General features: G+C 59.7%; 20 protein-coding genes and 1 tRNA gene. 11 read left to right on the forward strand and 10 right to left on the reverse strand.

The window, feature by feature from the left end; all coding sequences use genetic code 11:
* Positions 1–141: 141 nt before the first annotated feature.
* The 5 genes from mgtE to ROSERS_RS09460 all read right to left on the reverse strand — a co-directional run bounded on the left by mgtE (position 142) and on the right by ROSERS_RS09460 (position 4,559).
* Positions 142–897 (reverse strand): magnesium transporter, encoded by a 756-nt coding sequence (gene mgtE / locus ROSERS_RS24090; RefSeq protein ID WP_049767497.1) that lies wholly within the window; start codon positions 895–897, stop codon positions 142–144.
* A 3-nt stretch (positions 898–900) separates the two neighbouring features.
* Positions 901–1,506 carry a magnesium transporter MgtE N-terminal domain-containing protein gene (locus ROSERS_RS24095; protein WP_049767498.1) on the reverse strand — a complete coding sequence of 202 codons (606 nt, stop codon included), beginning with the start codon at positions 1,504–1,506 and terminating at the stop codon, positions 901–903.
* A complete protein-coding gene (locus tag ROSERS_RS09450) occupies positions 1,503–2,234 on the reverse strand; it encodes an alpha/beta fold hydrolase (RefSeq protein ID WP_011956561.1) in 732 nt (243 codons plus the stop codon). Before ROSERS_RS09450 ends, ROSERS_RS24095 begins: the two co-directional genes overlap by 4 nt.
* A 538-nt stretch (positions 2,235–2,772) precedes the next feature.
* Positions 2,773–4,155, reverse strand: coding sequence for a site-specific DNA-methyltransferase (locus tag ROSERS_RS09455; protein ID WP_011956562.1), 1,383 nt, complete (start codon positions 4,153–4,155; stop codon positions 2,773–2,775).
* Positions 4,156–4,184: 29 nt separating this feature from the next.
* The gene (locus ROSERS_RS09460; protein ID WP_011956563.1) at positions 4,185–4,559 is read right to left on the reverse strand and encodes a hypothetical protein; all 375 of its coding nucleotides are present in this window, start codon (positions 4,557–4,559) and stop codon (positions 4,185–4,187) included.
* 134 nt (positions 4,560–4,693) lie between these two features.
* Between ROSERS_RS09460 and ROSERS_RS09465 the strand changes: the two genes are divergently transcribed.
* A complete protein-coding gene (locus ROSERS_RS09465; protein WP_157041022.1) occupies positions 4,694–6,025 on the forward strand; it encodes an amylo-alpha-1,6-glucosidase in 1,332 nt (443 codons plus the stop codon).
* A 26-nt stretch (positions 6,026–6,051) separates the two neighbouring features.
* Here the strand turns inward: ROSERS_RS09465 and ROSERS_RS09470 are convergent, their stop codons facing one another.
* The 3 genes from ROSERS_RS09470 to ROSERS_RS09480 all read right to left on the reverse strand — a co-directional run bounded on the left by ROSERS_RS09470 (position 6,052) and on the right by ROSERS_RS09480 (position 9,591).
* Positions 6,052–7,170, reverse strand: coding sequence for a 6-phosphofructokinase (locus tag ROSERS_RS09470; RefSeq protein WP_011956565.1), 1,119 nt, complete (start codon positions 7,168–7,170; stop codon positions 6,052–6,054).
* A gap of 210 nt (positions 7,171–7,380) precedes the next feature.
* Entirely contained in the window at positions 7,381–8,421 is a 1,041-nt protein-coding gene (locus ROSERS_RS09475; protein ID WP_011956566.1) for a tagatose 1,6-diphosphate aldolase, read from the reverse strand.
* A gap of 12 nt (positions 8,422–8,433) precedes the next feature.
* Positions 8,434–9,591 carry a 6-phosphofructokinase gene (locus ROSERS_RS09480; RefSeq protein ID WP_011956567.1) on the reverse strand — a complete coding sequence of 386 codons (1,158 nt, stop codon included), beginning with the start codon at positions 9,589–9,591 and terminating at the stop codon, positions 8,434–8,436.
* Between the two features lie 345 nt (positions 9,592–9,936).
* On the opposite strand from ROSERS_RS09480, the gene ROSERS_RS09485 reads away from it, so the two are divergent.
* The 10 genes from ROSERS_RS09485 to ROSERS_RS09530 all read left to right on the forward strand — a co-directional run bounded on the left by ROSERS_RS09485 (position 9,937) and on the right by ROSERS_RS09530 (position 24,445).
* Positions 9,937–10,917, forward strand: a complete 981-nt coding sequence (locus ROSERS_RS09485; protein WP_011956568.1) for a DUF4129 domain-containing protein — start codon at positions 9,937–9,939, stop codon at positions 10,915–10,917.
* A complete protein-coding gene (locus ROSERS_RS09490) occupies positions 10,914–12,077 on the forward strand; it encodes a DUF4350 domain-containing protein (RefSeq protein WP_011956569.1) in 1,164 nt (387 codons plus the stop codon). The genes ROSERS_RS09485 and ROSERS_RS09490 overlap by 4 nt, the downstream gene beginning before the upstream one ends.
* Positions 12,078–12,098: 21 nt before the next feature.
* Positions 12,099–13,073 (forward strand): hypothetical protein, encoded by a 975-nt coding sequence (locus tag ROSERS_RS09495; RefSeq protein ID WP_011956570.1) that lies wholly within the window; start codon positions 12,099–12,101, stop codon positions 13,071–13,073.
* A 60-nt stretch (positions 13,074–13,133) separates the two neighbouring features.
* Positions 13,134–14,081, forward strand: a complete 948-nt coding sequence (locus ROSERS_RS09500) for an AAA family ATPase (protein WP_011956571.1) — start codon at positions 13,134–13,136, stop codon at positions 14,079–14,081.
* 632 nt (positions 14,082–14,713) lie between these two features.
* Entirely contained in the window at positions 14,714–16,036 is a 1,323-nt protein-coding gene (locus tag ROSERS_RS09505; RefSeq protein WP_011956572.1) for a DUF58 domain-containing protein, read from the forward strand.
* 203 nt (positions 16,037–16,239) lie between these two features.
* Positions 16,240–17,031, forward strand: a complete 792-nt coding sequence (locus tag ROSERS_RS09510; protein WP_232282806.1) for a class I SAM-dependent methyltransferase — start codon at positions 16,240–16,242, stop codon at positions 17,029–17,031.
* Between the two features lie 9 nt (positions 17,032–17,040).
* Positions 17,041–19,179, forward strand: coding sequence for a hypothetical protein (locus ROSERS_RS09515; RefSeq protein WP_011956574.1), 2,139 nt, complete (start codon positions 17,041–17,043; stop codon positions 19,177–19,179).
* Positions 19,180–19,562: 383 nt separating this feature from the next.
* On the forward strand, positions 19,563–20,351 hold the full coding sequence (locus ROSERS_RS09520; protein WP_011956575.1) for a hypothetical protein: 789 nt from the start codon (positions 19,563–19,565) through the stop codon (positions 20,349–20,351).
* Between the two features lie 28 nt (positions 20,352–20,379).
* Entirely contained in the window at positions 20,380–22,872 is a 2,493-nt protein-coding gene (locus ROSERS_RS09525; protein ID WP_011956576.1) for a hypothetical protein, read from the forward strand.
* 55 nt (positions 22,873–22,927) lie between these two features.
* Entirely contained in the window at positions 22,928–24,445 is a 1,518-nt protein-coding gene (locus tag ROSERS_RS09530) for a glycosyltransferase family 39 protein (RefSeq protein WP_011956577.1), read from the forward strand.
* Positions 24,446–24,599: 154 nt separating this feature from the next.
* On the opposite strand, the gene ROSERS_RS09535 is transcribed toward ROSERS_RS09530, so the two are convergent.
* Both ROSERS_RS09535 and ROSERS_RS09540 read right to left on the reverse strand, forming a co-directional pair.
* A tRNA-Ile gene (locus ROSERS_RS09535) sits at positions 24,600–24,674 on the reverse strand.
* Positions 24,675–24,718: 44 nt separating this feature from the next.
* Complete coding sequence (locus tag ROSERS_RS09540; protein ID WP_011956578.1) at positions 24,719–25,009, reverse strand: putative quinol monooxygenase; 291 nt, start codon at positions 25,007–25,009, stop codon at positions 24,719–24,721.
* Between the last annotated feature and the right edge of the window lie 83 nt (positions 25,010–25,092).

Consider the following 25,092-nt stretch of genomic DNA (forward strand, 5'->3'; position numbering starts at 1 on the left):
TCTGTTTCGTTATTAGTGTACCGATGGAGTGTCATAGGGAAAAGATGCCTTTATAAGCGAGACGGTGAAGGAATCGCAATCCTTTTTCGGTGCGAAATAAAGACGGGGAGTGCGGGAGCGCGACAGTGACGCGCCATCTCGCTACAAACCGAGCAGCGCTTTGGCGATCAGGAGATAAATCGCCAATCCGCTGGCATCCACCAGGGTGGTAATGAGGGGTGCAGAGATCAGCGCAGGGTCGATGCCGAAGCGTCGCGCTGCCATCGGCACCATCGCACCAATAATATTCGCCCAGATGCAGATCGCCATCACCGATAGCGCCACCGTGATCGCCAGCGACGCCATCGGCACTTCCAGGAACGCGCGCCCGAATGCGATAATCGCCAGCAGAAAGCCCAGAATGACGCCCACCAGCAATTCACGCGCCAGCACGCGCCATACATCGCGTAGACGGACTTCATTGAGCGCCATAGCGCGAATCAGGGTCGAAACGGTTTGCGCACCGGTATTGCCGCCGGTGCCGATCAGCAGCGGAATGAAGAACGACAGCGCAACGACCTGTTCCAGCTCCGCCTCGAAGAGCCGCAGCACATTTGCCGTGATCGATCCGGCGACGAACAGGAACAGCAACCACACGATACGCCGGCGCACCGACGCCGTGATCGGTGTCGTGAAGTAGGTTTCGTCCGCCTGTCCCTGCGCCACAGCGCCGAACTTCAACACATCTTCCGCGCCTTCTTCGACCAGCACGTCCATCACATCATCAACGGTAACGACGCCGAGCATGCGCCCCGCATCATCGACGACCGGCAACGCTGCCAGATCGTAGCGCGCCACCATGCGCGCCACCTCTTCCTGATCGGTTTCAGGATGAACCGCAATGGGTGATGGGCGCATCAATTAAATGACCGGTCGATCCGGTTTCTCTACCAGCAGACGCCGCAGGCTGACTGTGCCGATCAATCGATCACGCACATCGAGCACATATAGATAGACAATAACCGCTGCGTCGTGAACAATGCTCCGCAGGCGCGCCATCGCGTCGGCAACCGTATCGCTTTCGCGCAGTGCGACGAACTGATCGTTCAGGAGACGACCGGCGCTCTGCGGCGGATAGCGCAGCAGTTCACGAACATCGGCGGCCTCCTCTGGCGCCATTGCCGCCAGCAATTCGTGCTGACGCTCTGGAACGTCTTCGGTGAGAATGGCGGCGGCATCGTCGCTATCGAGTTCTTCCAGAATATCGGCAGCCTGTTCGACCGGCATCTGACCGATCAACTCGCGGGCGGTGTCGATGCTGGCTTCATCGAGGACATCAGCCGCCTGTTGTCGTTCGAGCAGGCTGAAAACGCGCTGCTGATCCTCATCGTCGAGCCGTTCGATAATGTCCGCCAGATCGGGAGGGTAGATGCGCGCCACCAGATCGCGGAGGGCTGCGATGTCGTCGGCTTCCAGGGCGGCGCGCACCTGTGATTCGAGCAGATCCAGATCGAGGGGGGCGGTCATGCGGCGCACTCCTGCTGATCGAGCCATGGCGTCAGCACGTCGATCAGTGCGTCTGCGTGGGTGTGCAGCAGGCTGACGCCTCCTCCACTGACGATCGCCGGTGTGCCATGTCCAATGGTCTGCGCTATCTCGTGCGCCTGACGCAGGATCGGGGCGGGGTCGCGATCCCCGGCGATGATGAGCGTTGGCGCGGTTATCGAGCGCAGTTGCGTGCGGTAATCGGTATGCTGGAGCAGACGCTGGCATGCCTGTGCGTCGTGGTCGCCAGCACTGGTTGAGCGGCTGAACGCTGCGCTCAACCCATCGCGCAGGCGCGCGCCGAGAGACCGCCGTCCACACGGCAGGATCTCAGGTGGCGAGATCAGCACCAGCCCGGACACGCGCGTCGGCTGGTCGGCGGCGAGGTGGGCGGCAACCGCCGTTCCGCCTGCATGACCGATAATGACGGTGCGCGACACGCCGAGCAGATCGAGCAGATCGCACACATCAGCTGCCAGACGCTCGATGCTATCGGCGAGCGGCAATCGACGACTCCGACCATGCCCGCGCAGGTCTGGCACGATGGTCTGATACCGGCTGGCAAGTTTGCTGGCGAGCGGTTGAAACACATCACCACAGGCGCCAAAGCCATGGATGAACAGTAGCGGAAACCCGCTGCCGCCGGTTGCGCAGTAGAGCGCGGATGCGCGCCTGGTTGCAGGAATGGCGCGCAGAGTGAGCGCAGTCATGGCAGTCCTCCGTTGACAGAGTACAGGCGGATTGTCAATTGTCGATCGGAAGGCGCGGCAGTGAGCGGCGCAATCGCCGTGGCACGCGATAAGCCGCCAGTGTCAGGAGGACTGGAGCGTGAGGTGTCTCGCTCTAAAAAGCCCCCACAGCCTCAGACTGCGGGGGCGCATAACCAAAGGGGGGCGTACCGCTTATATGCGACCGCCTGCGCTGCACTTCCCCGCAGCGTATGAGGTGACTGACGCGCAGATATCATTGTGCTGCCGCGCGCAACTATGACCAGAGTTAGCGTCCATATCCCTTCAATAGAACACTCTCTCGCCTGAGCCGGCTGGAAAACGTGTTGTTTCCTGACGCAACTCTGCGCTTTGACAATCGCTGCAGGTTCTTTCCTGCATATTCACCGTATGTTCGTGACCGAACCTGGTGAACCTGGCGAGCATGCGAGCGCTGTATTTGGGCGAAAGAGCACAACCATATGACCGGTCACAACCGGCTTGAGCAAGTATACACCTTTGTGTGCAGCGCGTCAAGTTGTCAAAATGTCAAAGTTTCACCGTCTGTTAGCATAACCATCCACGCTTCACCGCCGGTCACGTCGATGATCTTCACAGCAAGCAGTGCGCCAGTGGCGTGCCGATCCAGGGTGTAGACGCCGCTGACGAGCGTCCTGCGACGCAGTGGCGCATCCACAATCGTGGGGCGAAACAGTCTCCCGTCGTATGCGGGATCGATCAGAATCTCATCAACCATACAGCGCCAATCGGTCAGATCGCCTGAGACGTTTGTCAATGCGGGATTGATGTATCCCTCGACCGTGATCGTGATCTGCGCATCGGTACGCACGATACGAACGGTCGCCTCGCCGCGCGGCGCTGGCGTCGTTTCCCCGATCTGCACAATGGTAAAGCCATCGGATGCCGGATCGCGCGGTTGAGGCATGCGGCGCAACCGACGGGCAGTGATCTGGATGGCGCCGGGATTGACATCACAGGCGATCCAGCGTCGTCCCAACTGCTGCGCGACGACTGCCGTCGTGCCCGATCCGGCGAAGCAATCCAGCACCAGGTCGCCTGGACGGGACGAAGCGCGCACGATGCGATCCAGCAGCGCCGGTGGTTTGGTGGTGGGGTACCCCAGGTCGCGCACGAGCGCTGCATTGATCGGGATGGTCCAGACATCATAGGCGCCGACGCCTGGTTTGCGCAGATAGGTCTTGACGCGCTCACCGCGCGGGTTGACGTTCCAGTAGTAGCGTCCATGCTCGTCCGCCTGCCGAAAACGGGCGAGTTGCTGTTGCGTGTAGGGGATGAGCACCTGGTCGTAATTGAACGTCCAGCGATCACTGCGGGCATAGAGCAGGATGGTATCATGCTTGCGGTTGAACTGGCGTTCGCCATCGCCGCCGCTTGGGTAGAACCAGATGATTTCGTTGAGCATCCGTTCGGCGCCGAAGACTTCGTCCATGAGGCAGCGCAGCAGGTGCGCCTTGCGAAAATCGCAGTGCAGGTAGATGCTGCCATCGTCGGCGAGCAGGTCGCGCAGTGCGATCAGGCGTTCGTACATAAACTGGAGATAGGCGTCGTCGTCCCAGGTATCGCGGTATTCAGCATTGGGAACAGGAATGAGCCGCGCAGAATCGGAACCGCGCAGGCGTATGCGGCGCACACGGTCGATGCCGGCGCCGAATGGCGGGTCGATGTAGATCAGATTGATGCGCTGTCGATACCCGTTCGCCAGAAGCCAGGTCAGCGCGGCGAGGTTCTCGCCGTGGATCAACATATTCGGACCGGTTGCACCCGATCGTTCCACTTCGATAGCGGGCGGGACGGTGAGCGGCGCTGGCAATCGCTTTCCGTTCCATGTGAGCAGGGCGCGTCCCGCAGGCGGCGACAGGCGGATAACGGGTGGTGTGTCCATAGCAGAACCGTGGTCAGGCGCGAGCCGCGCTATGGTCGAGCCATCTCAACGGCACGCAGCGCAATGATGCACACGAACATACAGGCGAAGGCATACATCCATCCCTGGGATCGCGGCTCACGGTTGCGCGCCGAGGAGTGGGCAATCGGAATGGTAAGCAGTGCGATAATGCCATAGAGGATATGCATTTCCGGGCGGAGCGGCAGCAGCCCACGTACCAGCAGTATCACACCGAGGACGCATTCCGACAGCACGAGCAGCACCCCGATCGCCATGCCACTGCGGAGCCATACTCCAACCGGATGCCGCAACAGACCCAGGATCAGCGCCCAAAGCGCCAGCACGCTAAAGACCAGGAGAATGGTAAAGAGCAGATTCGCATGCAAACGCAGAATATGTTCCATAGCGCCAGGATTGTACCCTAGATAGATCGCACAGGCAATTCTATTGTACCGATAGACAGCAGCATACGATTGCAGGTTGTTGCGGTACGATGGATCAAAACGCGACCGGATGCAAACGAACAGTAGAGAAGTTTATGAACTCCAATCTCATCGATGAAGCGCGCAACCGCGCAATGGACGTGCTCTCCCGTTGTTACACACCGCATGGCTTTCGCGCTTCGGCGCTCGCGGCGGGCTACCCGCAGATCTGGGCGCGCGACAACGGCATCATGATGCTGGGCGTCGTTGCCAGCGGCGATCCCGCCCTGATCGCGTGCAGTCGCGCAGCGCTCGAAACCCTGGGCGCAGCGCAATCGCGGCGTGGGCTTATCCCGCTCAATATTAACCCCGACACCGGCTATATCAGCACGGAGAACGCCGGTGCAGCCGACTCGAATCTGTGGTTCATTCTGGGGCATTACCTGCACTACTGCGCCACCGGTGACGCTGCTTTCGTGCAGGCGCACTGGAAGGAGATCGACAGGGCGATGGTATGGCTCGAATACCAGGATATGAACGAGTGCGGGTTGATCGAAATTCCGGAGGCGGGCAACTGGATGGACCTGCTGGCGGTGCGTTACAACACGCTGTACGACAATGTGCTGTACTACGCAGCGGCGCTGGCGCATGAACAACTCCGCACCCTGGTGGCGCCGGAGATGCCGGCGCATCGGTTGACGATTGACGCTGCTGGTATTCACGAACGCATCAATCTGCTGTTCTGGATCGACCGCTGCTGGGTCGCCGAGCATTTTGCCGCTCATCTCGAACGTCTCAAGGCGATGCGGCTGGAATGGTTCATGCTGTACCACAATATCGGCATGATCTCCAGCCGACCGTTCTATCTGCCATGGGTCGCCTTCCGCGAATTTGGCGACTGGTGCGACAGTCTCGCCAATCTGCTCGCCATTTTGACCGGCGTGGCGGATGGGCATCGCACGGAACACATTCTGCGCTTCATGTACCAGGTCGGCATGGCGGAACCCTACCCGACGAAAGCCATTCACCCGCCGATCTATCCGGGCGAAGCGCACTGGCGCGAGTACTACCGCAGTCGGACGCTCAATCTGCCGCACCAGTACCACAACGGCGGCATCTGGCCCATGATCGGCGGCTTCCACGTGGCGGCGTTGGTGCGCCATCGCTGGCACAATCAGGCGGAGCGATTGCTCCGGTCGCTGGCAGAGTGCGTCTATCAGGGATTGCACTGCGACTGGGAGTTCAACGAATGGATGCACGGAGAAAGCGGTCATCCGATGGGGTATGCGCAGCAGGGTTGGTCGGCTGCAATGTATCTGTACGCCGACAACACGGTGCGAACCGGGCGGATGCCGCTGTTTGATCAACTGCTGGCGGTCAAGCCAGCAGCAGCAGTGTCGGCGGAGGTAAACGACGCCTATGTCCGCCCTGGCGGGGGACCGGTCTAAAGATGTTCCGGCAGTGAACCGTTGCCTCAGTCGCCGAAGACAATCCCCAGATCGCGCGCTGTCAGCATGGTATCCGAGTCGAGCGGAACGGTTTTCATACGCCGGGTCGCTTCTTCGAGCGGCACATACCGCACCGTCGGCGGGTCGAGCGCCACCATCACGCCAGACTGCCCCTCTTCGAGCGCGCGCACGGCAGCGGCGCCGAAGCGCAGCGCCAGCAGGCGGTCGAATGTGGTTGGCGTGCCGCCGCGCAGCAGGTGCCCCAGAACGACAACGCGCGTTTCTTTGCCGGTCAGCGCCTCGATCTCACGCGCCACTCGTTCGCCGATGCCTCCCAGACGCTCGGCGCGACCGGCTTCTCTAGGGGCAATCAGCGAGACGCTGCCTTCAATCGGACGGGCGCCTTCAGCGACGACGACGATCGAGTATGGTCGCCCTTCGGCTTCACGGCTTTTGATCTTAGCGGCAACCTTATGGATGTCGTAGGGAATTTCGGGAATAAGGATAACATTCGCCGTTCCGGAAACCCCGGCGTTGAGCGCAATCCATCCCGCATAACGCCCCATGACCTCAACTACCATGACTCGCTGGTGCGCTTCGGCGGTTGTGTGCAGGCGATCGATCGCTTCCGTCGCAAAGGCGACCGCCGTATCGAACCCGAAGGTCGCCACCGTTCCGTCCAGGTCGTTGTCGATCGTTTTGGGGACGCCGATCACGCGCACCCCTTTACGTGCCAGCGCCGCTGCGATCTCCATCGAGCCGTCGCCGCCGACCGAGATCAGGGCATCGATACCGTAGACTGCGAGACCATTCACAATCTCGTCGGTGCGGTCGCGCTCGATCACGGCGCCGTCAGGCAGTTTTGTAGGATAGCGCAGGGGATTCCCACGATTCGTTGTTCCGATGATCGTGCCGCCCAGGGGTGTAATGCCGCGCACCGTTTCGCGGGTCAGCGGGATCACGCCGCCCCGTGGATATTCTTTCGGTGAGAGAATGCCGTTGAAGCCATCGCGGATGCCATAGCATTCCCAGCCGCGGTGAAGCGCACTCAGCACAACCGCGCGGATAACGGCGTTGAGCCCCGGAGCATCACCGCCGCCAGTGCAGATGGCAATGCGCAATCGTGAGGTCGAAGGGATCGTCATAGTGTTGCGTTCCTCTCTTCTCCTGAACCCGTTTGCCCATCAGCATGACCTGAAAAATACGACGCGCCGTCGCACCTGAGACGCGACAGCGCGTAGACGGCATCGACCCTGTGCCCCGCCTTCTCTGGCATACATGCCTCGGCGCTTACACCGGTCAAGGGATGAGGCGCGCCCCATCCCCGGGTACGGACATCGGGTGCAAACGTATGGTTAGACCGGCAGATCGACCACCTTGATGGCGTCTTTGCCGCCATACATATCCCACCAGGGTTTCGCGCCTTTGTCCAGCACTTCATTCAGCGCGGTGATATTCTGCACACCGCGGTCGTTGAGCCATGCCTCGAGCGCGTCATACCCCTCGCGTGCATAGACAGGGATGCCATCCTGCCAGGTTGCACGTCCGCACAGAACCCCGGCGAAGCGTGATCCGGCTTCGGCTGCCATTTCGAGCGACTCGCGGAATACCTCATCGGTCACACCGGCGCTCAGGTAGATGAACGGCTTGGTGGCGGCATCCGACGCTTCGCGGAACAGTTTCAGCGCCTCCTGGCGAGTGTATGCTTCCTGTCCGCCGAAGGCTTTGGTGCCCGACACGAACTTCATGTTGACCGGCACTTCGACTTTCAGCACATCGACGCCGTATTTCGGCTTGGAGAGTTCTTCCATATAGGCGGCGACATACTTTGGCTTGACTTTGGCAAACTCGAAACTCTTCTCATCGCCAATGTTGTCATCGTATGCCAGCGGTTCGAGGAAGAAGGGAACATCAAGCCCCTTGCACTCCGCGCCGACGCGCTCGAGGAACGCATGTTTACGCGCCAGAATGTCCGGCTCGTCGAACGGGTTGTAGTAAATCAGGATTTTGATGGCATCTGCACCGGCCTGGATCAGGCTGTAGACGCTCCAGTTGTCGAGCAGGTCTGGCAGGCGCCCCTTGATCGTAGCATCATACCCGGTCTTCTCATACGACATCAGCACGCCAGCATTTGGCGCTTTGTGCTGAAGGGCAGGCAACCCGTACTCCGGATCCATCAGGATCGCTGAAGCGTGCTTCGTCAAAACCTTCGTGACCGCTGTTTTGAACAGGGTCAGATCGTCGCTGGTCGCCGTTCCGCCTTCACCGCGCGCTTTGGCGATCGCCTTCTTGAGCGAGCCGCGCTGGTCCATCGCCGCTGCTGCGATGACGCCGCGTTCATTGGCACACTTATTGATGCCATTGAATTTGCCGCGTGTCATTGTGACCGTGGCCATTGTCAACCTCCTTCAGTACAAGAACATCGGCTTGCCAAGCGGGTGTTTGACCCGCGGCCGGTAGTTCTCTGCGTCGTATAACTCTTCGACATCAACCCGTTTGACTCCCTGCACGCAGGTATCGACCGGGACGGTGGTGTACTGCCCGTTTTGGAGCGCCACCATGCGCCCGCTGTGTCCCTGGAGCAGTTGATCGACCGCCAGGTTACCGTAACAGATGGCGACCATCCGGTCGAGCGAGTCGGGTGCGCCAGCGCGCATCAGATATGACAGTTGCTGGTAGACGATGTCGATGCCGGTGATCTTCTTGATCGCCTCACCGGTGATCATGCCGATGCCGCCGAGTTTCCGGTGCCCATAGGCGTCTTCCTGCCCATATTCGACCACCTGCCCGCCGATCATCGACGCGCCTTCCGAGATGACGCAGATCGAATAATTGCTGGGGTTGCGTCGGCGGTCTTCCACCAGGAAGCGCGCCAGTTTCTCAACGTCGAACGGCACTTCGGAGATGACAGCACGATCAACGTCCGCCAGGTATGCCGAGATCAGCGCCGTTTCCCCCGAATTGCGCCCGAACAGTTCAATCACGGCAATCCGCTCGTGCGAACCGGTCGGCGTGCGCAGGGCGTTGAGAAAGTCAACACTGCGGGTGACCGCGGTTGAGAACCCGATGCAGTAGTCAGTGCCGAACACGTCGTTGTCCATCGTTTTAGGGATAGCGATGACCCGCACTCCCTCGCGGTGCATGCGAACTGCGTAGGAGAGCGTGTCGTCGCCGCCGATTGGAACAAGCGTGTCGATGCCGAGATGCTCCAGCACACGCAACACATGCGGCGTGCAGTCAGCGGTTTTCTTTTCGCCGGTGAGTTCGAACTTGCCCTTGAGAAATTCGGGCATCTCCTTCTCGCGCACCCGCTGCGGGTTCGTGCGTGATGTGTGCAGGTGCGTTCCACCGTACCGGTCAATCGTGCGCACATCCGCCTTGGTGAGCGGTTGTACCCATTCCGACGCGCTCTCCGGGTCGTCCGGGTTGTAGTACAGCAAACCGGCCCACCCGCGCCGAATGCCGATGACCTCGATCCCGGCGTCGTTTGCGCGATTTACTACCGCCTTGATGCATGGATTCAAGCCGGGAACATCACCGCCGCCGGTCAGAATACCAATGCGCATAGCCTTTCTCCTCGCTAAACCAAGCAGTGCCTTTCACATCCAGTTATGGACGGTGTGTGATTCACAGCGCTTGCCAGATTACGCACATCCGCGCGGAGATCAACAGGAATCAACCCAAAGTCTTAAGTAAGTTCGGCGCATGCCGCGATGATGCGGAGCAATGTCACAGTCGCGCGATCTGGCTGATAACGTGTTGTGTGTGCAGTGCGATCCTGCCACTATTGTATCCATGGCTTAACCATCTGCGGTTATCAGGTTCCAAACAGCGCGTAAATATATCACAACCTTTGCCGGTTGGCGGATGCCGTTGATATAATAGCACAGGAGTCGTCGCGCAGGATTGCTATGCACCGACTATTATACATCTGTCAGACGGTCTTGCATGTTCTGCTCTTGATCGTGATTGGCCTGTGGTTGGACGTTTCCCTGGTTTCCGCCACGGTTCAGTCTGATCCCCCTGACCTGTCAGTGTACGAGTCCTGGTTGCGCGAGGCATTTGCTGCCGCTCAGCGCGGCGACCGCATCGGTCTCGAAGAGGTCGCCGGTCGTCTGACGGCAGTGACGGCGGTTCGTTTCCCTGATGGGACGGTTGTGCCGGTGGACAACGCCTGGTTGCGCGCGGCGCTCGCGTTGCCTGCTCCCGATCTCGCAGGGATCGGCGCGCACCTCGGTGCGCTGATCGATGCGCTGGCGCAACCGCCGTCATCGGCGCCGGCAGATGCGCTGGATCGATTGGAACGTATCCTCGATGCGCCACCGTTCAATCGTCCGACGTTCGAGCCGCCGCAATGGTTGATCGATGCGCTTGACTGGCTGGCACAGGTGATCGAAACGATCACCCGTCCGGTTGGAACCGTAGCGCCGCTGGCAACGAATGTGGTCGCCTGGATCATCATACTGGTCGGCGTTGCGCTGCTGCTGGCGGTGATCATCTATCTGGCAATCAATGTGCGACGCGGCATTGTACGCGATGCACGGATCGCAACGGAAGGTGACGACCATGTGCCGACCGCGTCCGAAGCGTTCGATCAAGCCAGCGTCCTGGCGCACAATGGCGATTATCGCGCCGCCGTGCGCAGCCTCTATCTCTCGGCGCTCCTCTGGCTCGATGAACAGAACCTGCTGCGTTATGATCGCGCGCTGACGAACCGTGAACATCTGGAACGGGCGCAGCGTCATCCTGACCTGTTGCGGCGCCTGAAGCCGGTGATCGAAACGTTCGATCAGGTCTGGTACGGTCATGCCCCGGTTGACGCTGCCCTATTCGCTGCGTACCGTCAACAGATCGAGACGTTGCGGCGCGAGATGGGAGCGAAGCGCATATGAGGCAATTGCGCGATCTGCTGCTGATAGCCACTCTTTTTGGGGTCTTGATCGCCTTTGTGGTTGTCAGTCCGGGTCGCGCTCCATCGCTGGCGCCGGATACTCCGACGACCTACTCGAGCGCGCCGACGGGAGCGCTGGCGCTGTACGAATGGACGCGCGCTATGGGGTACGATGCGCGTCGCCTCGAATATCGCCCTTTCGAGTTGACCGATGATGATGCTGTGCTGGTGATGCTCAATCCCAGCGCTGCGATCAGCAAGGATCATGCCCGCCACATTCGGACCTGGGTCGAGCGCGGGGGGACGCTGATCTTCGCAGAAGACACGCCGCATCTATTCAGCATATCCGATGCGTTGTTTGATGAATTGCAGATGCGAATGACCGTCATCACCGGCACCCAGGAGATCGAGCGTGTGCCAGCGCTGCAACCGGTCTTCGATCAACCGCCGGTGCGTGAGTTGAATGTCCGTCCACGGCGCGCGCTCGCGCCGCAGCGCAACGATTATGCACCACTGTTTGGCGCAGCGGATCAGATCTTGATCGCGGGCGTCCGAATCGGTCAGGGGTATGTGTATATCAGTGCAACCACGCACCCATTTACGAATAGGGGGTTGCGCGATCGGCAGCACGCCGCGCTGGTGCTGAATATGCTGCGGCGCGCGCCGCCCGGCGGTCGCGTTCTGTTCGATGAGTACCATCACGGACTGGTCGCGCCGCCAGCGCCGACTGATGGGTTGCTGCGCACGCCATGGGGATGGGCAGGGATCTATGCCGTGACCGTGACGGCGCTGTTTTTGTTGCTGGGCGGGCGACGCTTCGGGCGAGCTGTGCCGCTGAGGGAAGAGGTCGAACGTCGCAGCAGTGCGGAGTATGTCGAGAGCATCGCCGATCTGTATCAGCGCGGCGGCAAACGCGCGTATATGCTGCGTCACTTTTACGCCAGTTTCAAACGTCGCCTGGCGCAACCATACGGCATCAACCCGCAGGCGGATGATCGCGAGTTTGTGTATCAACTGGCGCGGCTGCGCCCAATCGATGAAGCGGCGTTGCTGGCGTTGCTGGCGCAACTGCGGGCGACTCCCGCTTCGGATGCTGAGTTGCTGCGCGTGGTTGCCGCTGCCGATGCGTTCATCCAGGCGCAGACCCACGAGCGGGGATAAAGCCAACAAGGGGAGGAGTGTGTGAAACCGAACATCGCCGGGCGCCTGCACGCCACCCTCGATCTGCTTGATGAAGGGTTTGCTCTCTACCGTCGCTCGTTCACCAGTTTTGTCCTGGTGGGACTCGCATGGTTGACCCCGATTGCAATTGCGACAGGTCTGCTGATAGCAAATGCGGAACGACTCGGTCCTGGCTGGTTCATCGTCATCTTTCTGGCGGGTCTGATCCTGATGCTGCCGCTGCTGATCTATCTGATCGGCGGATTGTCACGCGCGGCGAATGCGGCAATCGAGGGGCGTCCTATCGATCTGCACGAAGCGCTGGCGCTCCATCCTGGCGTGGTTGCGAAGGCTGGATGTTTTACCGTTACCTACGGTATTCTGATGCAGTTCGTGTCATCTTTACTGGGCATTGTGTGCATCTGTCCGCTCTATGTTATGGGAGGGATCGCTTCGGTAGCGCTGGTTGCAGCACCGGATAGCAGTGGCGTGGTGCAGGCAGTTTTGCTGATAGTCATCGGCTTGCTGTTCACGGGTATGTATCTGCTCGGGTTTATCATTGGCGGCATAGGGTACAGCAGTCTGTTGTATGCGCTGCAACCATGGTTGATCGAGCGGTTGCGTTTTGGTGAGGCGATGGAGCGTAGTGTCGATCTGATCCGGTTTCGCCTGCGCAGGAATCTGCTTGCCTGGGGGCTGAGCGCGCTGCTGGTGTTTGCCGTGGGCATCCCGGTGAGTCTGGCAGTTGGTGTGTTGATTCCGCTGCCGGCGCTGCTCCTGCTCGGCGAGGAGTCGTTGTTTGCCCAGGGGATTGCTGGAACTGCGTGGTTGCTTGGTCTGGCGTTGGTGCTGCCACCCTGGCTCATCTCGATGACGTTGCTGTACCGGCGGAATCTGGCGGCGCGCAGCGGCGCAGACCTGGCGCGGCGGATTGAGGCGTGGCGGGAGAAGCAGGAACTGAGAGCCGAGAGCCGAGAGCTGAGAGCCGATGGCTGATGGCCGATAGCCGATAGCCGATAGCTGAGAACCGGGAACCGGGAACTGAAATGGAATGCTATGCTGACCCATGATATTGCACAGACTATGCGCTCCGAGGCGTCGAAAGCGGTCGTCGGGCAGGAAGAGGCATTCACGCAGATCCTGATCGCGCTGTTCAGCGGCGGTCACGTACTGCTCGAAGGCGTGCCGGGCACGGCAAAGACGCTGATGGCGAAGACGCTGGCGGCGCTGACCGGCGTGGAGTTCAAGCGCGTGCAATTTACACCCGACCTGATGCCTTCTGATGTGATCGGCACGCAGGTTTTCGAGATGGGAACCGGGCAGTTCCGCCTTCGCAAAGGTCCGGTGTTCACCAACATTCTGCTGGGTGATGAAATCAATCGTGCCCCGGCGAAGACGCAGAGCGCGCTGCTCGAAGCGATGGAAGAGCGCCAGGTGACCATTGAAGGCGAGCGGTTGCCGTTGCCGGAGCCGTTCTTCGTTATGGCGACGCAGAACCCGGTTGAATACGAAGGAACCTATCCGCTGCCAGAAGCGCAACTCGACCGTTTCCTCTTCAAGGTGATCGTCGATTACGCGCCGCAAGAGGTCGAGATCGAAGTGCTGCGTCGCTATCATGCTGGCTTCGATGCCCACCGATTGGAGACGGTCGGGTTGCGTCCGGTGATGAACCCTGGGATCCTGGCGCAGTGTCGCGCTGAGATCCGTCAGGTGCAGGTGGACGATGGCATTCTGAAATATGTCACCGACATTGCTCAGGCGAGTCGCAAAAGTCTCGATCTGATCCTGGGCGGCAGTCCACGCGCGTCGATCAGCCTGTTGCTTGCCGCCAAAACCTGGGCGGCGATGCAGAATCGCGCATATGTCACACCCGATGATGTCAAATTTCTGGCGCGACCGGTGTACCGTCACCGGATCATTCTCAAGCCGGAAGCCGAGATCGAGGGGTTGACGCCAGATACGGCAATGGCGCGCATTCTGGCGCGGGTGGAGGTGCCGAGGTGAGAACCGAGAACCGAGAACTGAGAACTGAGGATCGGGAAATGATGCTGCTTGTGAGCGACTGAGCATGTTCTTGCGTTGCCTGACCTCGGTTGCTGCTCGTAGACCGACATTATGGTCTTCGACTAAATACAGCAGTTCTCGAATACATTGACCTTCGTGCGGGTCTGCCGTGTCGCACGAGGCGCCCGTTTTTGGCAGATCGTAGACCGAAATTCATTGCGGTCGCCGCGTGGGGCGCGCCAGAAGGTAGACCGAAATTCATCGCGGTCGCCGCGTGGGGCGCGCCAGAATGTAGACCGAAATTATGGAGATTGAGAAATACATCCGGTATGCGCCCTTGCCGTGGGGCTGAAGCCCTCGGCTATGGAATGCAAAGCCCGCCTGCGCGGGCTGTAGCGGATTATTTACTCAACGACCATCATTTCGGTCGCCGCGTGGGGCGCGCCAGAAGGTAGACCGAAATTCATCGCGGCCGCCGCGTTGGGAGCGTGATGTTGATTGTGGTCGTCCGAGGAGGTTTTAACCGCTGTAAGATCTGCTGCGATGCACTGCTCTGGCGCCGTTCTGCTCGTCAGGTATAACCTTGTCACCACTCGTGATGCGTCAACCTGTTGAATTGAAATCTACAACACATGATCCCGACACTGCGCCTCTATCTCATACTCCTCGCCAGCGCTGTGCTGATCGCCGGAGCAGCGATCACGCCGCTGATGATCTGGATTGCCGTTGCGTACCTGACGGTTGTCGCTGTGCTGGCAAGCGCCGATTTCCTGCTCACTGACCGTCCGACTGTCCTCGATGTCGAGCGCATTAACGACTCGCGCCTCTCACTGGGCGCCAGTAACCCGGTGACCATCCTCATCGCCAGTCGCGCCCGTCGTCGGTTGATACTCCAGATCCGTGACGAGCATCCCGATGAAATCCCGGCTGATGTCACAGTTCTGAGCGGAGCAGTCGATCCGTTTGCGCTGCTTGAAGTGCGCTACCACCTGCGCCCGCTCCGTCGCGGCGACTATATGTTCGGCGACATCAACCTGCGCTATGTCAGCGCCTTTGGCACATTCGTGCAACAGGCGCGCTATCCGGCTTCCGCGCCGGTGAAGGTCTATCCGAATGTGCTGGATATTCGCAAATACGACCTGTTCGCACGCAAAGGGTTACTGCTCGAAATGGGGTTACGTCCGGCGCGCATCTTTGGGCAAGGGGTCGAGTTCGAACGGCTACGCGAATACCGTCCCGACGACGAGTTTCGTCGTATCAACTGGAAAGCGACCGCCCGACGGGGCAAGCCCATCGCTGCCGAGTATGAGACCGAACGCAGCCAGTACGTTGTCAGCGTGATCGATACAGGTCGCCTCATGCGCGCGCCGGCGGATGGTAGTGCGGGAGGACTTGCCCGGCTCGATTACGCCATCAACGCCACGTTGCTGCTCTCCTACGTGGTCACCCTCAAGGGGGATCATGCCGGTCTCTTGACCTTTGCCGATGATGTTCGCACTTATCTGGCGCCGAAGCGCGGCAAGAGCCAGTTCTATCGCATGCTCGAGACGCTGTACAACGTACCGTTCGAGCCGGTCGAATCCGACTATGCGCGCGCACTCACCTATCTGAGCGCCAGGCATAAACGCCGTTCGTTGATCATCGTCTTCACCGATCTCGTCACGCTCGACGCCGCACGCGATCTGATCGCGCACATGGCGCGTCTGGCGCGGCGTCATCTGCCGTTGTGCGTCGTTCTGTCCGACCCGAATATCACCCGGCTTGCCGGGCGCGCGCCAACCGAAGCGACCGATGTTTACCGGCGTGGTGTGGCTGAAATGCTTCTGGCAGAACGACGGGTTGTGCTCGAAACCCTGCACCGCAATGGCGTCCTGACCCTTGACGTTCCCGCCGATCGTCTGAGCGTGGCGGTTATCGAAAAATATCTGGAACTTAAGGGGCGGGGGATGATCTAAATTGTTCACGATATGACTTCGCTGCACAAACGCACCACTGAGACGTCGAGCGCACAGAGAGATCCAAAAGCCAACCATGTTTATGGATGGCGAAGCATGCGTTGCGTGTGCGTGACGCGCTATGGAATCTGCCTCAGCGAACGCTGCGCCGCTGCGGTGACATACCTTCTTGCAGTGGACTCAGATATGGTACAATCCCTGCCGTGATCGTCCGAAACCACATCAACCGGATCCTTGCCGATGTCGGAGCTGCCATTCCGCCGGATGGCAAGCATGACTACTTCCGATTGCACCGCGATCGTTTTGCAATGATCCTCGCCGCGCTACCGACGGATGCTGGCAATCGCGCGCTCGAAATCGGCGTCAATCCGGGTCTTTTCACACAGGCGCTCGTTCGCGCCGGGTATCGGGTCAGCGGCACCGACCTGTTTCCGGAACATCGTGCATCATTGTGGCGCGACCTGGGGGTTGACGTGCGGCGCTGGAATATTGATACTGAACCGCCGCCATACCCGCCTGCATCATTCGATCTCATTATCTTCTCGGAAGTCATTGAGCATCTTGTGAATCCGCCGCTGGATGCGCTGGCGGCAATGCGAGAACTGCTTGTTCCAGGAGGATACCTCCTGGTTTCGACACCGAACCAGTTCTATCTGAAAAGCCGGTTGCGTGTGCTGGCAGACATTCTGCTGCTGCGTCCCTTCGAGCATGATGATGAATTCCGCCGTTGGGCGAGTCTCAAGGCAGAAGCGCGCTACTACACCCACAGTCGATTGTACAGTATGGATCAGCTCTGCTGGATGCTGGATCAGGCAGGTTTCATCGTCAAGAGACGCATATACGGCGATCCATGGGAGCGTGTCGGTCTGGAATGGCAGCGTCTGTTGCGCCACCCCCATCGCTGGCTGGTCAAGGCATTGCTCTGGAGCGCAACACGCGCGATTCCGCCAGCGCGATCAATGCTGCTGGTCGTCGCGCAGCGTCCGACAGGGTGAAGGCGCGATATGTGGCAATTTCTCAAAAAGAGCGCATATATTCTACCGCTGTCTGGCTATCTTGCACTCAGCCTGATCGTCATGGCGCCGGTGCTGCCGGTATTCACCACTGCCCTTCCGGGCGGTCCGATTGCCGACGTCGATGGATGGCAAAATGTCTGGAATCTGTGGTGGGTGCACCGCGCAGTGACGACCGCCACGAATCCGTTCTTCACGCCGTTGCTGTTCTATCCGCAGGGTGTCGATCTGACGCTGCAAACATTGAACATCAGCAATGGCATCCTTTTTCTCCCGATCACGGCGCTTGCCGGTCCCATTGCTGCATACAATGCCGCCGTCATAACCGCGCTGACTCTGTCGGGGATTGGCGGGTACGCCCTGGCGTTGCGGGTCAGCGGCGACCGCCTGGCGGCATTTGTTGGCGGCGCCGTGTTTACCTTCTCGCCGTTTCACCTGACCAAAGTGTGGGACGGGCAACTGGAGCTTATCGCCCTGCAATGGGTCGCACTGTATGCGTTCTTCCTGCTGCGCGCTGTGGAGGAGGCGCAGCGACGCGACGCGCTGATCGCCGGGGTCTTTCTGGCGCTGATCGGGTACACCAGCTGGTACTACCTGTTCTTCTTTAGCGTCTATAGTGTGCTTTTCGCGGCGATCTGGCTGGCGCGAGTGCAACCCTGGCAGCGATGGGGTATGATGCGTCAGTTCGTAACTGTAGCAGCGTGTGGGCTATTGTTCCTGGCGCCGCTGCTTATAGCGGCGCCACGAGCAGCACAGGCAATGCTGGTGATCAGCAGTCCGTGGTTCGATCCCGCTCATCCGCTCGATAAGATACTCACGCGCTCCGCCAATGTGTATGATCTTGCTCTTCCCAATGGTCTGCATCCACTCTGGGGAAGCGCAGTGGAGATGCTGGTGCGCACCTGGCACCCGTATATTGGCGCGTGGAATATTGCACCGGGGTATGTTGCGCTGGCGTTGTCCATCGTCGCATTGATCATGAATCGCCGTGAAGCGTGGTGTTGGGCAGTCATCGGATTGATAGCGATCGTGCTCTCGTTAGGTCCGATTGTCCAGATCGGCGTGATGCGAACGTCGATACCGCTGCCGTATCAGATGATTCTGGCGATCCCGGGGCTGGAACTCGCGCGACGTCCCAGCCATTTCATTGTTATCACCACGCTGATGCTGGCGCCGCTGGCGGCGCTTGGTCTCCGGGAGTTGCGGAGGCGAGTGCCGCCGCGACAGGGGTATGCGATTATCGGCATATGCGCAGCGTTGATCGCGGTTGAATTCGCCCCGCCGCGCTGGTCGCTGCATCCATTCCGGGTGCATCCGTACTATGAGCGCATTGCCGGGCAACCCGGCGCTGTGATGGAACTGCCGCCGCCATTTGAAGAAAGTGAGCCGCTTATGGCGCAGATTATCCATGGTCAGCCGTTGATAGGCGGATTTGTGTCGCGTATTCCGCTGTATCCGTTTGTCGAGCAGGCGCCAGGTGTGCGGCAGTTGTGGCGGATGCGTCCAGATACGACCCGATTGTTTGTCAACCCCGCAGACGATCGCCTGCTGGAACTGAATGCTTACGGGATTCGTCACATTATTGTCCACTGGGGTCGAATTCCTGTTGAACGCCATACAGAAGTGAGAGAATCGCTGCACCAGGTTCTCGGATCATTGTCACCGATCTATGTCGATCAAGACCTGAGCGCATATGTTGTTCCATATCGTGAAGCACAGCCGTTTGTCTATCCTGCTTTCGGCAAAGGCTGGCATCCCGAAGAGTACGATGGTGATCATCGATGGCGCTGGATGGGCGAAGAAGGAGAGATTGTGCTGGTCAACACCAGTCAGGAGGACATACCGGCACACATCCTCCTTTACCTGCAATCCTATCGGGCGCCGCGTCACGCAACCGTGATGTTCGATCAGCAATCGGCAGGTTCGCTCCTGGTTTTGCCGAAAGCGTCAGGCATAGCGCTGCGTTTGCTCATACCGCCCGGTGAACATCGTCTTGTTCTGCGTGCATCCGTTGATGTGGATCCAAACGTGCCAGATCGCAGCGTGAGTATTGCGGTTTTCGATGCACGTCTGTTTACATCTGCCGAGGTGGAACGCATCCAGCGGTCACTTCTCCCAATCGTGCCCTGACGTGCGATGAGTCTCAACCTGATATGTTTCTGAAAAAAGCGTCTGCTGTTTGCCAGGAAGAAACGAATACGATACAATGGCATGCTGGCGAGAGCAATAATGATCAAATGTTCAAACATTTTTTATCGTCCGGTCTGGAGCTGTTTCTTATCATCAGGTTTACCTGACCACACGATGTCCGCTTGCGCTTGAGAGTTGCTCTAATGTGGCACGTTCGTCGTGCGTTTTTACGTCATAAGAAGCAACGATGTGATGCATATGCTGCATCGATTGCATTGCTGGCACAATGACTCACCTTCCAATGCGAACCCGGCAACGAGTGAAAGGAGGAGCGTGAAGCGCTTCGTACCTGGGATGCAGGCGGAGCGATTCACCAGACAGGTATGAAATCACAACGCATTTCTTTGTTCCTCGCAGGCGCGTTGGCGTGCGCGTTTGTCATCTTCCTGGTCATGAGTGCGCCAGGGACGCGCAGTCGCGCCGAAGAACAGGCGCCGATCTTCTTCGACCCGCCGCCAACGCCAATGCCGACGGTTGCACCCCTGCCAGCGCCGTCTGGTCTTGCAGGAACGCAGGAGAGCGGCGCTCTGCTCTTCGCCGATTCGTTCGAGACGCCGTATGGCGACGGAACCCAAACCGGTCCGGCATGGGACATCGTCGATGTCGGGGTTGTTCTGCCGGAAGATCGCGCTGCCTGGGTCGTCCGCGATGGACGGTTGGTTCAAAACGGCACCGCGGGTCCGACAGGCGATCCGCGCCCGAACGAGACGCTGGCGCTCGTTGGATCACCGGACTGGACGGATTACACGGTCAGCGCATGGTTTTACGATCGGTTCAATGCAGCGGCGGGATTGGTTGCGCGTCGGCAGGGAAACAGTTTCTACCGTTTCATGATCATCGCGAATGACTACCCCGTCGCTTCGCACATGATCCTGGAGCGCGTGGTCGATGGTCAGGCGACCGTCCTGGCGACGCGTGAGGCGCCAGGGTATGATCGATGGCGCTGGCACCGTATCAGCCTCACCGTGAATGGCGCCCACATCCGTGCTGCGCTTGACGGCGTTCCGATGCTGGAAGCCAGCGACTCGACTCTCACGAGCGGTCAGGCCGGGCTTTTCACCTATGCGCTTGGCGGACTGCTCTTCGATGATGTTCGCGTGACCACGCCGTAGCGCATCCACGACAATGGAGGTTTCTGGCATGCTGCGCATTCTCAATTTTTTCCTGATCGGTCTCTTGCTGACGTCCATGACCGTGACGTCCTCCGCGCCGCCGGTGCGTGCGCAATCAGTTAATCCTGTCCTGGTTGGAACTGCCGATCTTCCACGGAGTCGGCACACCAAATATGGTGAACTTGCCGCGTCGTGGAATACCAATACCGTGCACGCTATTGCGGTGAACGGTGATAATCGCAAGAACGATACGTTCTACTGGCGAAAGTCTGACTCGTCGCTCACGTTCCCCGAACCGGTCGATCTTGGCGATGCTGGCGGGCAGACCGACTATACCGGCGCCGATGTCGCAACCGCCTGGCATAATCAGAATGTGGTGGTTGCGGTCTGGCTCGATCAGGATACGGATCGGATTTACTTTCGAAGGAGTGATGATGGCGGTCAGACGTGGGGCGGCACGCGCGTCGTCCATCAGGGCGGCGGCTTTCCGGTGACGCCGAAAGTTGGCATTCGTTCCTTCCCCGGCGGCGGACTTGGCGAGGTGGTCATCACGTGGCGCGATCCCGAGTCCTTCTTCTATACGATCTGCAATGCCCAGGGTGAGGGATGTATCGGACGTCAGTACCTTGACGGCGACAATCGGGCGAAAGCGTATGGTCAGGCAGCGATATCAGTCGGACCGAACGGCGCCCTGGGTATTGCATATGTCACCGGCGCCACGGTCTATGCACGCATCTGGGATGCGACGAAGAGCGGAGCGGAGGCGCTGGCGACGCGTGAAACCGTCGCCGCCCAGAATGGGTCCATCGATCGCTACTTCGACACAACGATGGCAATTGACCGGAACGGCGAAATCTTTGTCGCCTATCGTCGTCTTGATCGCAAACTGGAAACCGGCGGCGCCGATCAGGGTGACGTGTTCTTCTCACGGCGGACAGGGTTCAACTCCTGGCCGCGTTCACGGATCAGCAATGTGCAGTCCCGTGGCACGGTTGCCGTTGCGACCGATCCGATCGGCAACCTCCATTTCTTTTGGGTGCGTGCGCGCGACGGCGCCAACGAGTACTTCTATACCAAACGCCTGCCGGACGGCGGGTTTACGAACAATTACATCGGCAGCAGTCCGGTCTTCATCGCGAACGGCATGGTGACTGGAACCCTCTCGGACTGGTCCTACGGGCATGGCGCCCTCGAAGCGTTTGTCCCCGGCGGGCAAATCATGCGGTACTACCTGTTCCGTACTCCGGGCGACAACTGTGTCGCGCAGACGATCACGATTGGCAATGCGATTACCGTCGTGGATCGGCTCGTTGTGCGTGATTCGTCGGTTGTCGGGACGATAACGCCGTCCACTGGATGTACGCCAGCCGAACAGCGGGTGGTTCTCAATGCTCAGGATGCAAATGCGCCAGCGGCGCCGTGGAGCGGAACGTACAATGTGCCGATCACGAATCTCGAACAGTGCGTGCAGACGCTCCATGTGCAGTTGCGCGCCAATAATCGCGCGCAGTTCGACCCGCAGTGGCGCAGCGTCACCTTTATCGCCGATCCGCAGGCTGCCGATACGCCGGTTGATGCCGCTGTCGAGGTCATGAATCCGAAGATGTTCGGTCTCATTCCGCCGGTCTTTTCTCCGGTGTCACCAGCAGGTGACATGATGAGTGAAGGAGGAGCGTCGAACGGCGATCCAGGTTACACACGGATTCCCCAGATGCACATGCGGATTGCCGACATCGGCGACTGCACCGGTATCATCGAGTATAAAGTGCGGTTCGACAACGACGCTTTGTTCCAGAGCGGGACGATCACCGGCACGTTCGCCAGCAATCTGCCGTTGCCGCCGCAGGTACAAGACCAGTCGCTCCAGGTCGGCGAGACGCTCTTCAGGATTCAGGTGTTCGACCGCGCCGGGAACAGTGTGACGCTGCCGCGCCGCATGGTGTACGACCCACCCGGCACGAATGGCGAAGGACGCCCGGTGATGGATCTGAGTCAGACCAATCTGACGACTGATACAAATACGCTGACGATCCTGCGCTCGCTGATCATCAATACGATTGTTGTGACCGACAATCTCTATCGTCGGGGCGAATCGGTTCCGGATCGCGGGTACACGAACAATCAGACGCCGCCGAACTCCAGCGACGCGACCAAACAGTTCTGGGGGCTCTGGATTGCGGTTGAGTATCTCGGGAAAGAGGCGAATGCAGAAACCCTGCGCCCGCCGCTCCCTGCCGGTGGATTGACGTTCGACAATCTGCGCTGGCAGCCAGTTGAAGTGCCGAATGCTGCGGCTGGCGCTCGTGTGCGGTTCAACCTGTTCGAGGGCGTGCTGGATCGGACGGCGTCATCGCCAACGAATGGTTTCGGACCAGACCTGACGAAGGATGGAACCTATCGGGTGTATGTCAAGGCGCTCGATGGCGCCGGCAATGCCAGCACTGCGACCTATAGCACGACTCTGCGCCTCGATCCGGGGTATGAGGTGGTGACGATTCGGCTGCCGATCATCAGAAGATAACGGGAGTTGGCCGGAGCGTTGAGGAATCCGCTCCTCAACGCTCCGGGTTGCATGCATGTCAGCGCCTGTCATCTATGCGCGGTTGGCGGCAGCGCATCTGCGCGGTGATCGCGGTCTGATCGTGATCATGGCGTTGTTTGTGCTGCTGCTGCCTCTGGCGACGCCTCGGGTCTATGCGACCGATGAGGTGCAGTACTACGTCTATCTGCGCTCGCTCCGCTTCGATGGCGATCTCGATTTCGCCAACGATTATCAACGCTTCGCTGAACTGAACCCGCGTTCAGGCATCGAGGGGAGCCTGCTTCAACCCAACCGCATCCGTCCGAAAACCGGTCGGTATGGCAATATCGCTCCGGTTGGCGCTGCGATCATGTGGGCGCCGTTCTTTTTGCTGGCGGATGCGCTGGTGCGTATTGCCAATGCCTCTGGTATGCGTATTCCAGCGGATGGGTTTTCGGCGCCGTATATCTATGCCGTCTGTTACGCTTCGGCGCTCTACGGTCTGCTGGGGGTGATCCTCTCGTATCGGCTGGCGCGCCGTTTTGCTTCAGGCTTTGCGGCAACCCTCGCCAGCGTCACGATCTGGCTGGCGTCGCCGCTCGTGTTCTATATGTATGTTCAGATGCCCTTTGCGCACGCGACAGGCCTGTTCCTGACGGCGCTGTTCCTGACGATCTGGTATGAAACGCGGGAATGGGGGCGCGATGACGCACAAGGGCACGCTGAACGCAGCTGGCGGGCATGGCTGGCGTTGGGGTTGATTGGCGGGTTGATGACGATCACCCGCGAGCAGTTGGGGTTGTTCCTGCTGGCGCCAGCGATCGAGGCGCTCTGGCGCTACGCGCGCCTGGTGCGACTGCCGCGCGCTGTCGGGCGACTGGCGGTGCGTCATGCGCTCTTCGTTGGGGCGTTCGTGGTTGCGTTGACGCCGCAACTGATCGTGTACCAGATTCTCAACGGTGAGCCGCGACCGGCGAGCGAGGTGAGCGGTAAGTTGAACTGGTGCAGCCCGCATTTTCTCGATACCCTGATTGACGTTGATCCTGCGCCCGATTTCTGGTGCCCCGGCGCCAGTGACTTCACAGCGACCTTTCCGCCGTTCAGTCGTGGGGCGCTGGTCTGGAGTCCGGCGCTGGGGTTGGGGTTGATCGGGCTGGCGCTGCTCTGGCGGCGCGATCGTCTGCTGACGATGGTGCTGCTGACGGCGTTTCTGGCGCAGACGTGGATTAATGGCGCGTTTGGCACCACGTGGCACCTGACCGGGGCGTTTGGATTTCGTCGCCTGATCGAGTGTACGCCGATCTTCGTCGTTGGTCTGGCGCTGGTGAATGACTATCTCATCAAACGGATCGGAAGGGTAGGGGTGATCATTCCTGCCATTGTGCTGATCGGGTGGAACGCTGGGTTGGTGTTGAATGCGACGGTCTTCAATGCCGAGACGAACCTGCGACGCGGGTTGACCTGGCCCGATGTGTGGCGCTGGCAGATGGAAGCGCCGCTCCGTGTGGTTGAGAAGGCGGGCGATCTGCTGTTTCGGCGTTGCCGTTTTTTTGAGAACCAGCGGTGTGACTGAACGCGAACCTGCGGAAACATGCCGACTTCGCTGCAAAAACGCACCGTAGAGATGCCAGAAGCGCGGAGTTTGCCGTCAATCGCACGCTACGCCTCTGCAATGAAATGATCTCTTTGCAGGATACTCACTATTCGCAGACCGGAGACCTGCGAGGTGGTGGGCCGCCCAGGACTCGAACCTGGAACCCAGTCGTTATGAGCGACGCGCTCTGCCATTGAGCTAGCGGCCCGCTGGCGAATATGGTACCACGCACGGCGCTCTGATGCAAGCGGATCAGGCGACGAGCGAGTAGAACTCGCGCTCGCGCTGCTCCAGCATCGGAACGATTTCCCTTTCGATAATCGCCTGGAAGTATGGCGTTTCGCGGTGCGCTGCCAGCGCTGCGTGGGTTTCATACTGCTCGTACAGGAGAAAAACATCCGGGTTCGATTGGGAGCGGCAGCACTGATAGAGCACACATCCCGGCTCATTGCGCCGTACCAGCGCCGCCATACGGCGTAACGCCTCTTCGACGGCGTCACCCAGTCCGGGTTTGCATACATAGCGGGCAACCAGCACGATCATAGATGTTGTTCCTTTCTACGGCGCTATAGGAGGGCGCAGCGGCGCTGCGCCCTTACAGCGCGCCGTGGGGGGCGCAGCGGCGC

The sequence above is a fragment of the Roseiflexus sp. RS-1 genome, from assembly GCF_000016665.1.
Taxonomy (GTDB): domain Bacteria; phylum Chloroflexota; class Chloroflexia; order Chloroflexales; family Roseiflexaceae; genus Roseiflexus.

Excerpts from the sequence above, each read along its gene's own strand:
- ROSERS_RS09540 (WP_011956578.1), bottom strand. The coding sequence starts at position 25,009 with ATGATCGTGCTGGTTGCCCGCTATGTATGCAAACCCGGACTGGGTGAC.
- ROSERS_RS24095 (WP_049767498.1), bottom strand. The coding sequence starts at position 1,506 with ATGACCGCCCCCCTCGATCTGGATCTGCTCGAATCACAGGTGCGCGCC.
- ROSERS_RS09475 (WP_011956566.1), bottom strand. The coding sequence starts at position 8,421 with ATGGCCACGGTCACAATGACACGCGGCAAATTCAATGGCATCAATAAG.
- ROSERS_RS09465 (WP_157041022.1), top strand. The coding sequence starts at position 4,694 with ATGAACTCCAATCTCATCGATGAAGCGCGCAACCGCGCAATGGACGTG.
- ROSERS_RS09490 (WP_011956569.1), top strand. The coding sequence starts at position 10,914 with ATGAGGCAATTGCGCGATCTGCTGCTGATAGCCACTCTTTTTGGGGTC.
- mgtE (WP_049767497.1), bottom strand. The coding sequence starts at position 897 with ATGCGCCCATCACCCATTGCGGTTCATCCTGAAACCGATCAGGAAGAG.
- ROSERS_RS09460 (WP_011956563.1), bottom strand. The coding sequence starts at position 4,559 with ATGGAACATATTCTGCGTTTGCATGCGAATCTGCTCTTTACCATTCTC.
- ROSERS_RS09480 (WP_011956567.1), bottom strand. The coding sequence starts at position 9,591 with ATGCGCATTGGTATTCTGACCGGCGGCGGTGATGTTCCCGGCTTGAAT.
- ROSERS_RS09450 (WP_011956561.1), bottom strand. The coding sequence starts at position 2,234 with ATGACTGCGCTCACTCTGCGCGCCATTCCTGCAACCAGGCGCGCATCC.
- ROSERS_RS09530 (WP_011956577.1), top strand. The coding sequence starts at position 22,928 with ATGTCAGCGCCTGTCATCTATGCGCGGTTGGCGGCAGCGCATCTGCGC.
- ROSERS_RS09525 (WP_011956576.1), top strand. The coding sequence starts at position 20,380 with ATGCTGCGCATTCTCAATTTTTTCCTGATCGGTCTCTTGCTGACGTCC.
- ROSERS_RS09520 (WP_011956575.1), top strand. The coding sequence starts at position 19,563 with ATGAAATCACAACGCATTTCTTTGTTCCTCGCAGGCGCGTTGGCGTGC.
- ROSERS_RS09470 (WP_011956565.1), bottom strand. The coding sequence starts at position 7,170 with ATGACGATCCCTTCGACCTCACGATTGCGCATTGCCATCTGCACTGGC.
- ROSERS_RS09485 (WP_011956568.1), top strand. The coding sequence starts at position 9,937 with ATGCACCGACTATTATACATCTGTCAGACGGTCTTGCATGTTCTGCTC.
- ROSERS_RS09505 (WP_011956572.1), top strand. The coding sequence starts at position 14,714 with ATGATCCCGACACTGCGCCTCTATCTCATACTCCTCGCCAGCGCTGTG.
- ROSERS_RS09515 (WP_011956574.1), top strand. The coding sequence starts at position 17,041 with ATGTGGCAATTTCTCAAAAAGAGCGCATATATTCTACCGCTGTCTGGC.
- ROSERS_RS09500 (WP_011956571.1), top strand. The coding sequence starts at position 13,134 with ATGCTGACCCATGATATTGCACAGACTATGCGCTCCGAGGCGTCGAAA.
- ROSERS_RS09455 (WP_011956562.1), bottom strand. The coding sequence starts at position 4,155 with ATGGACACACCACCCGTTATCCGCCTGTCGCCGCCTGCGGGACGCGCC.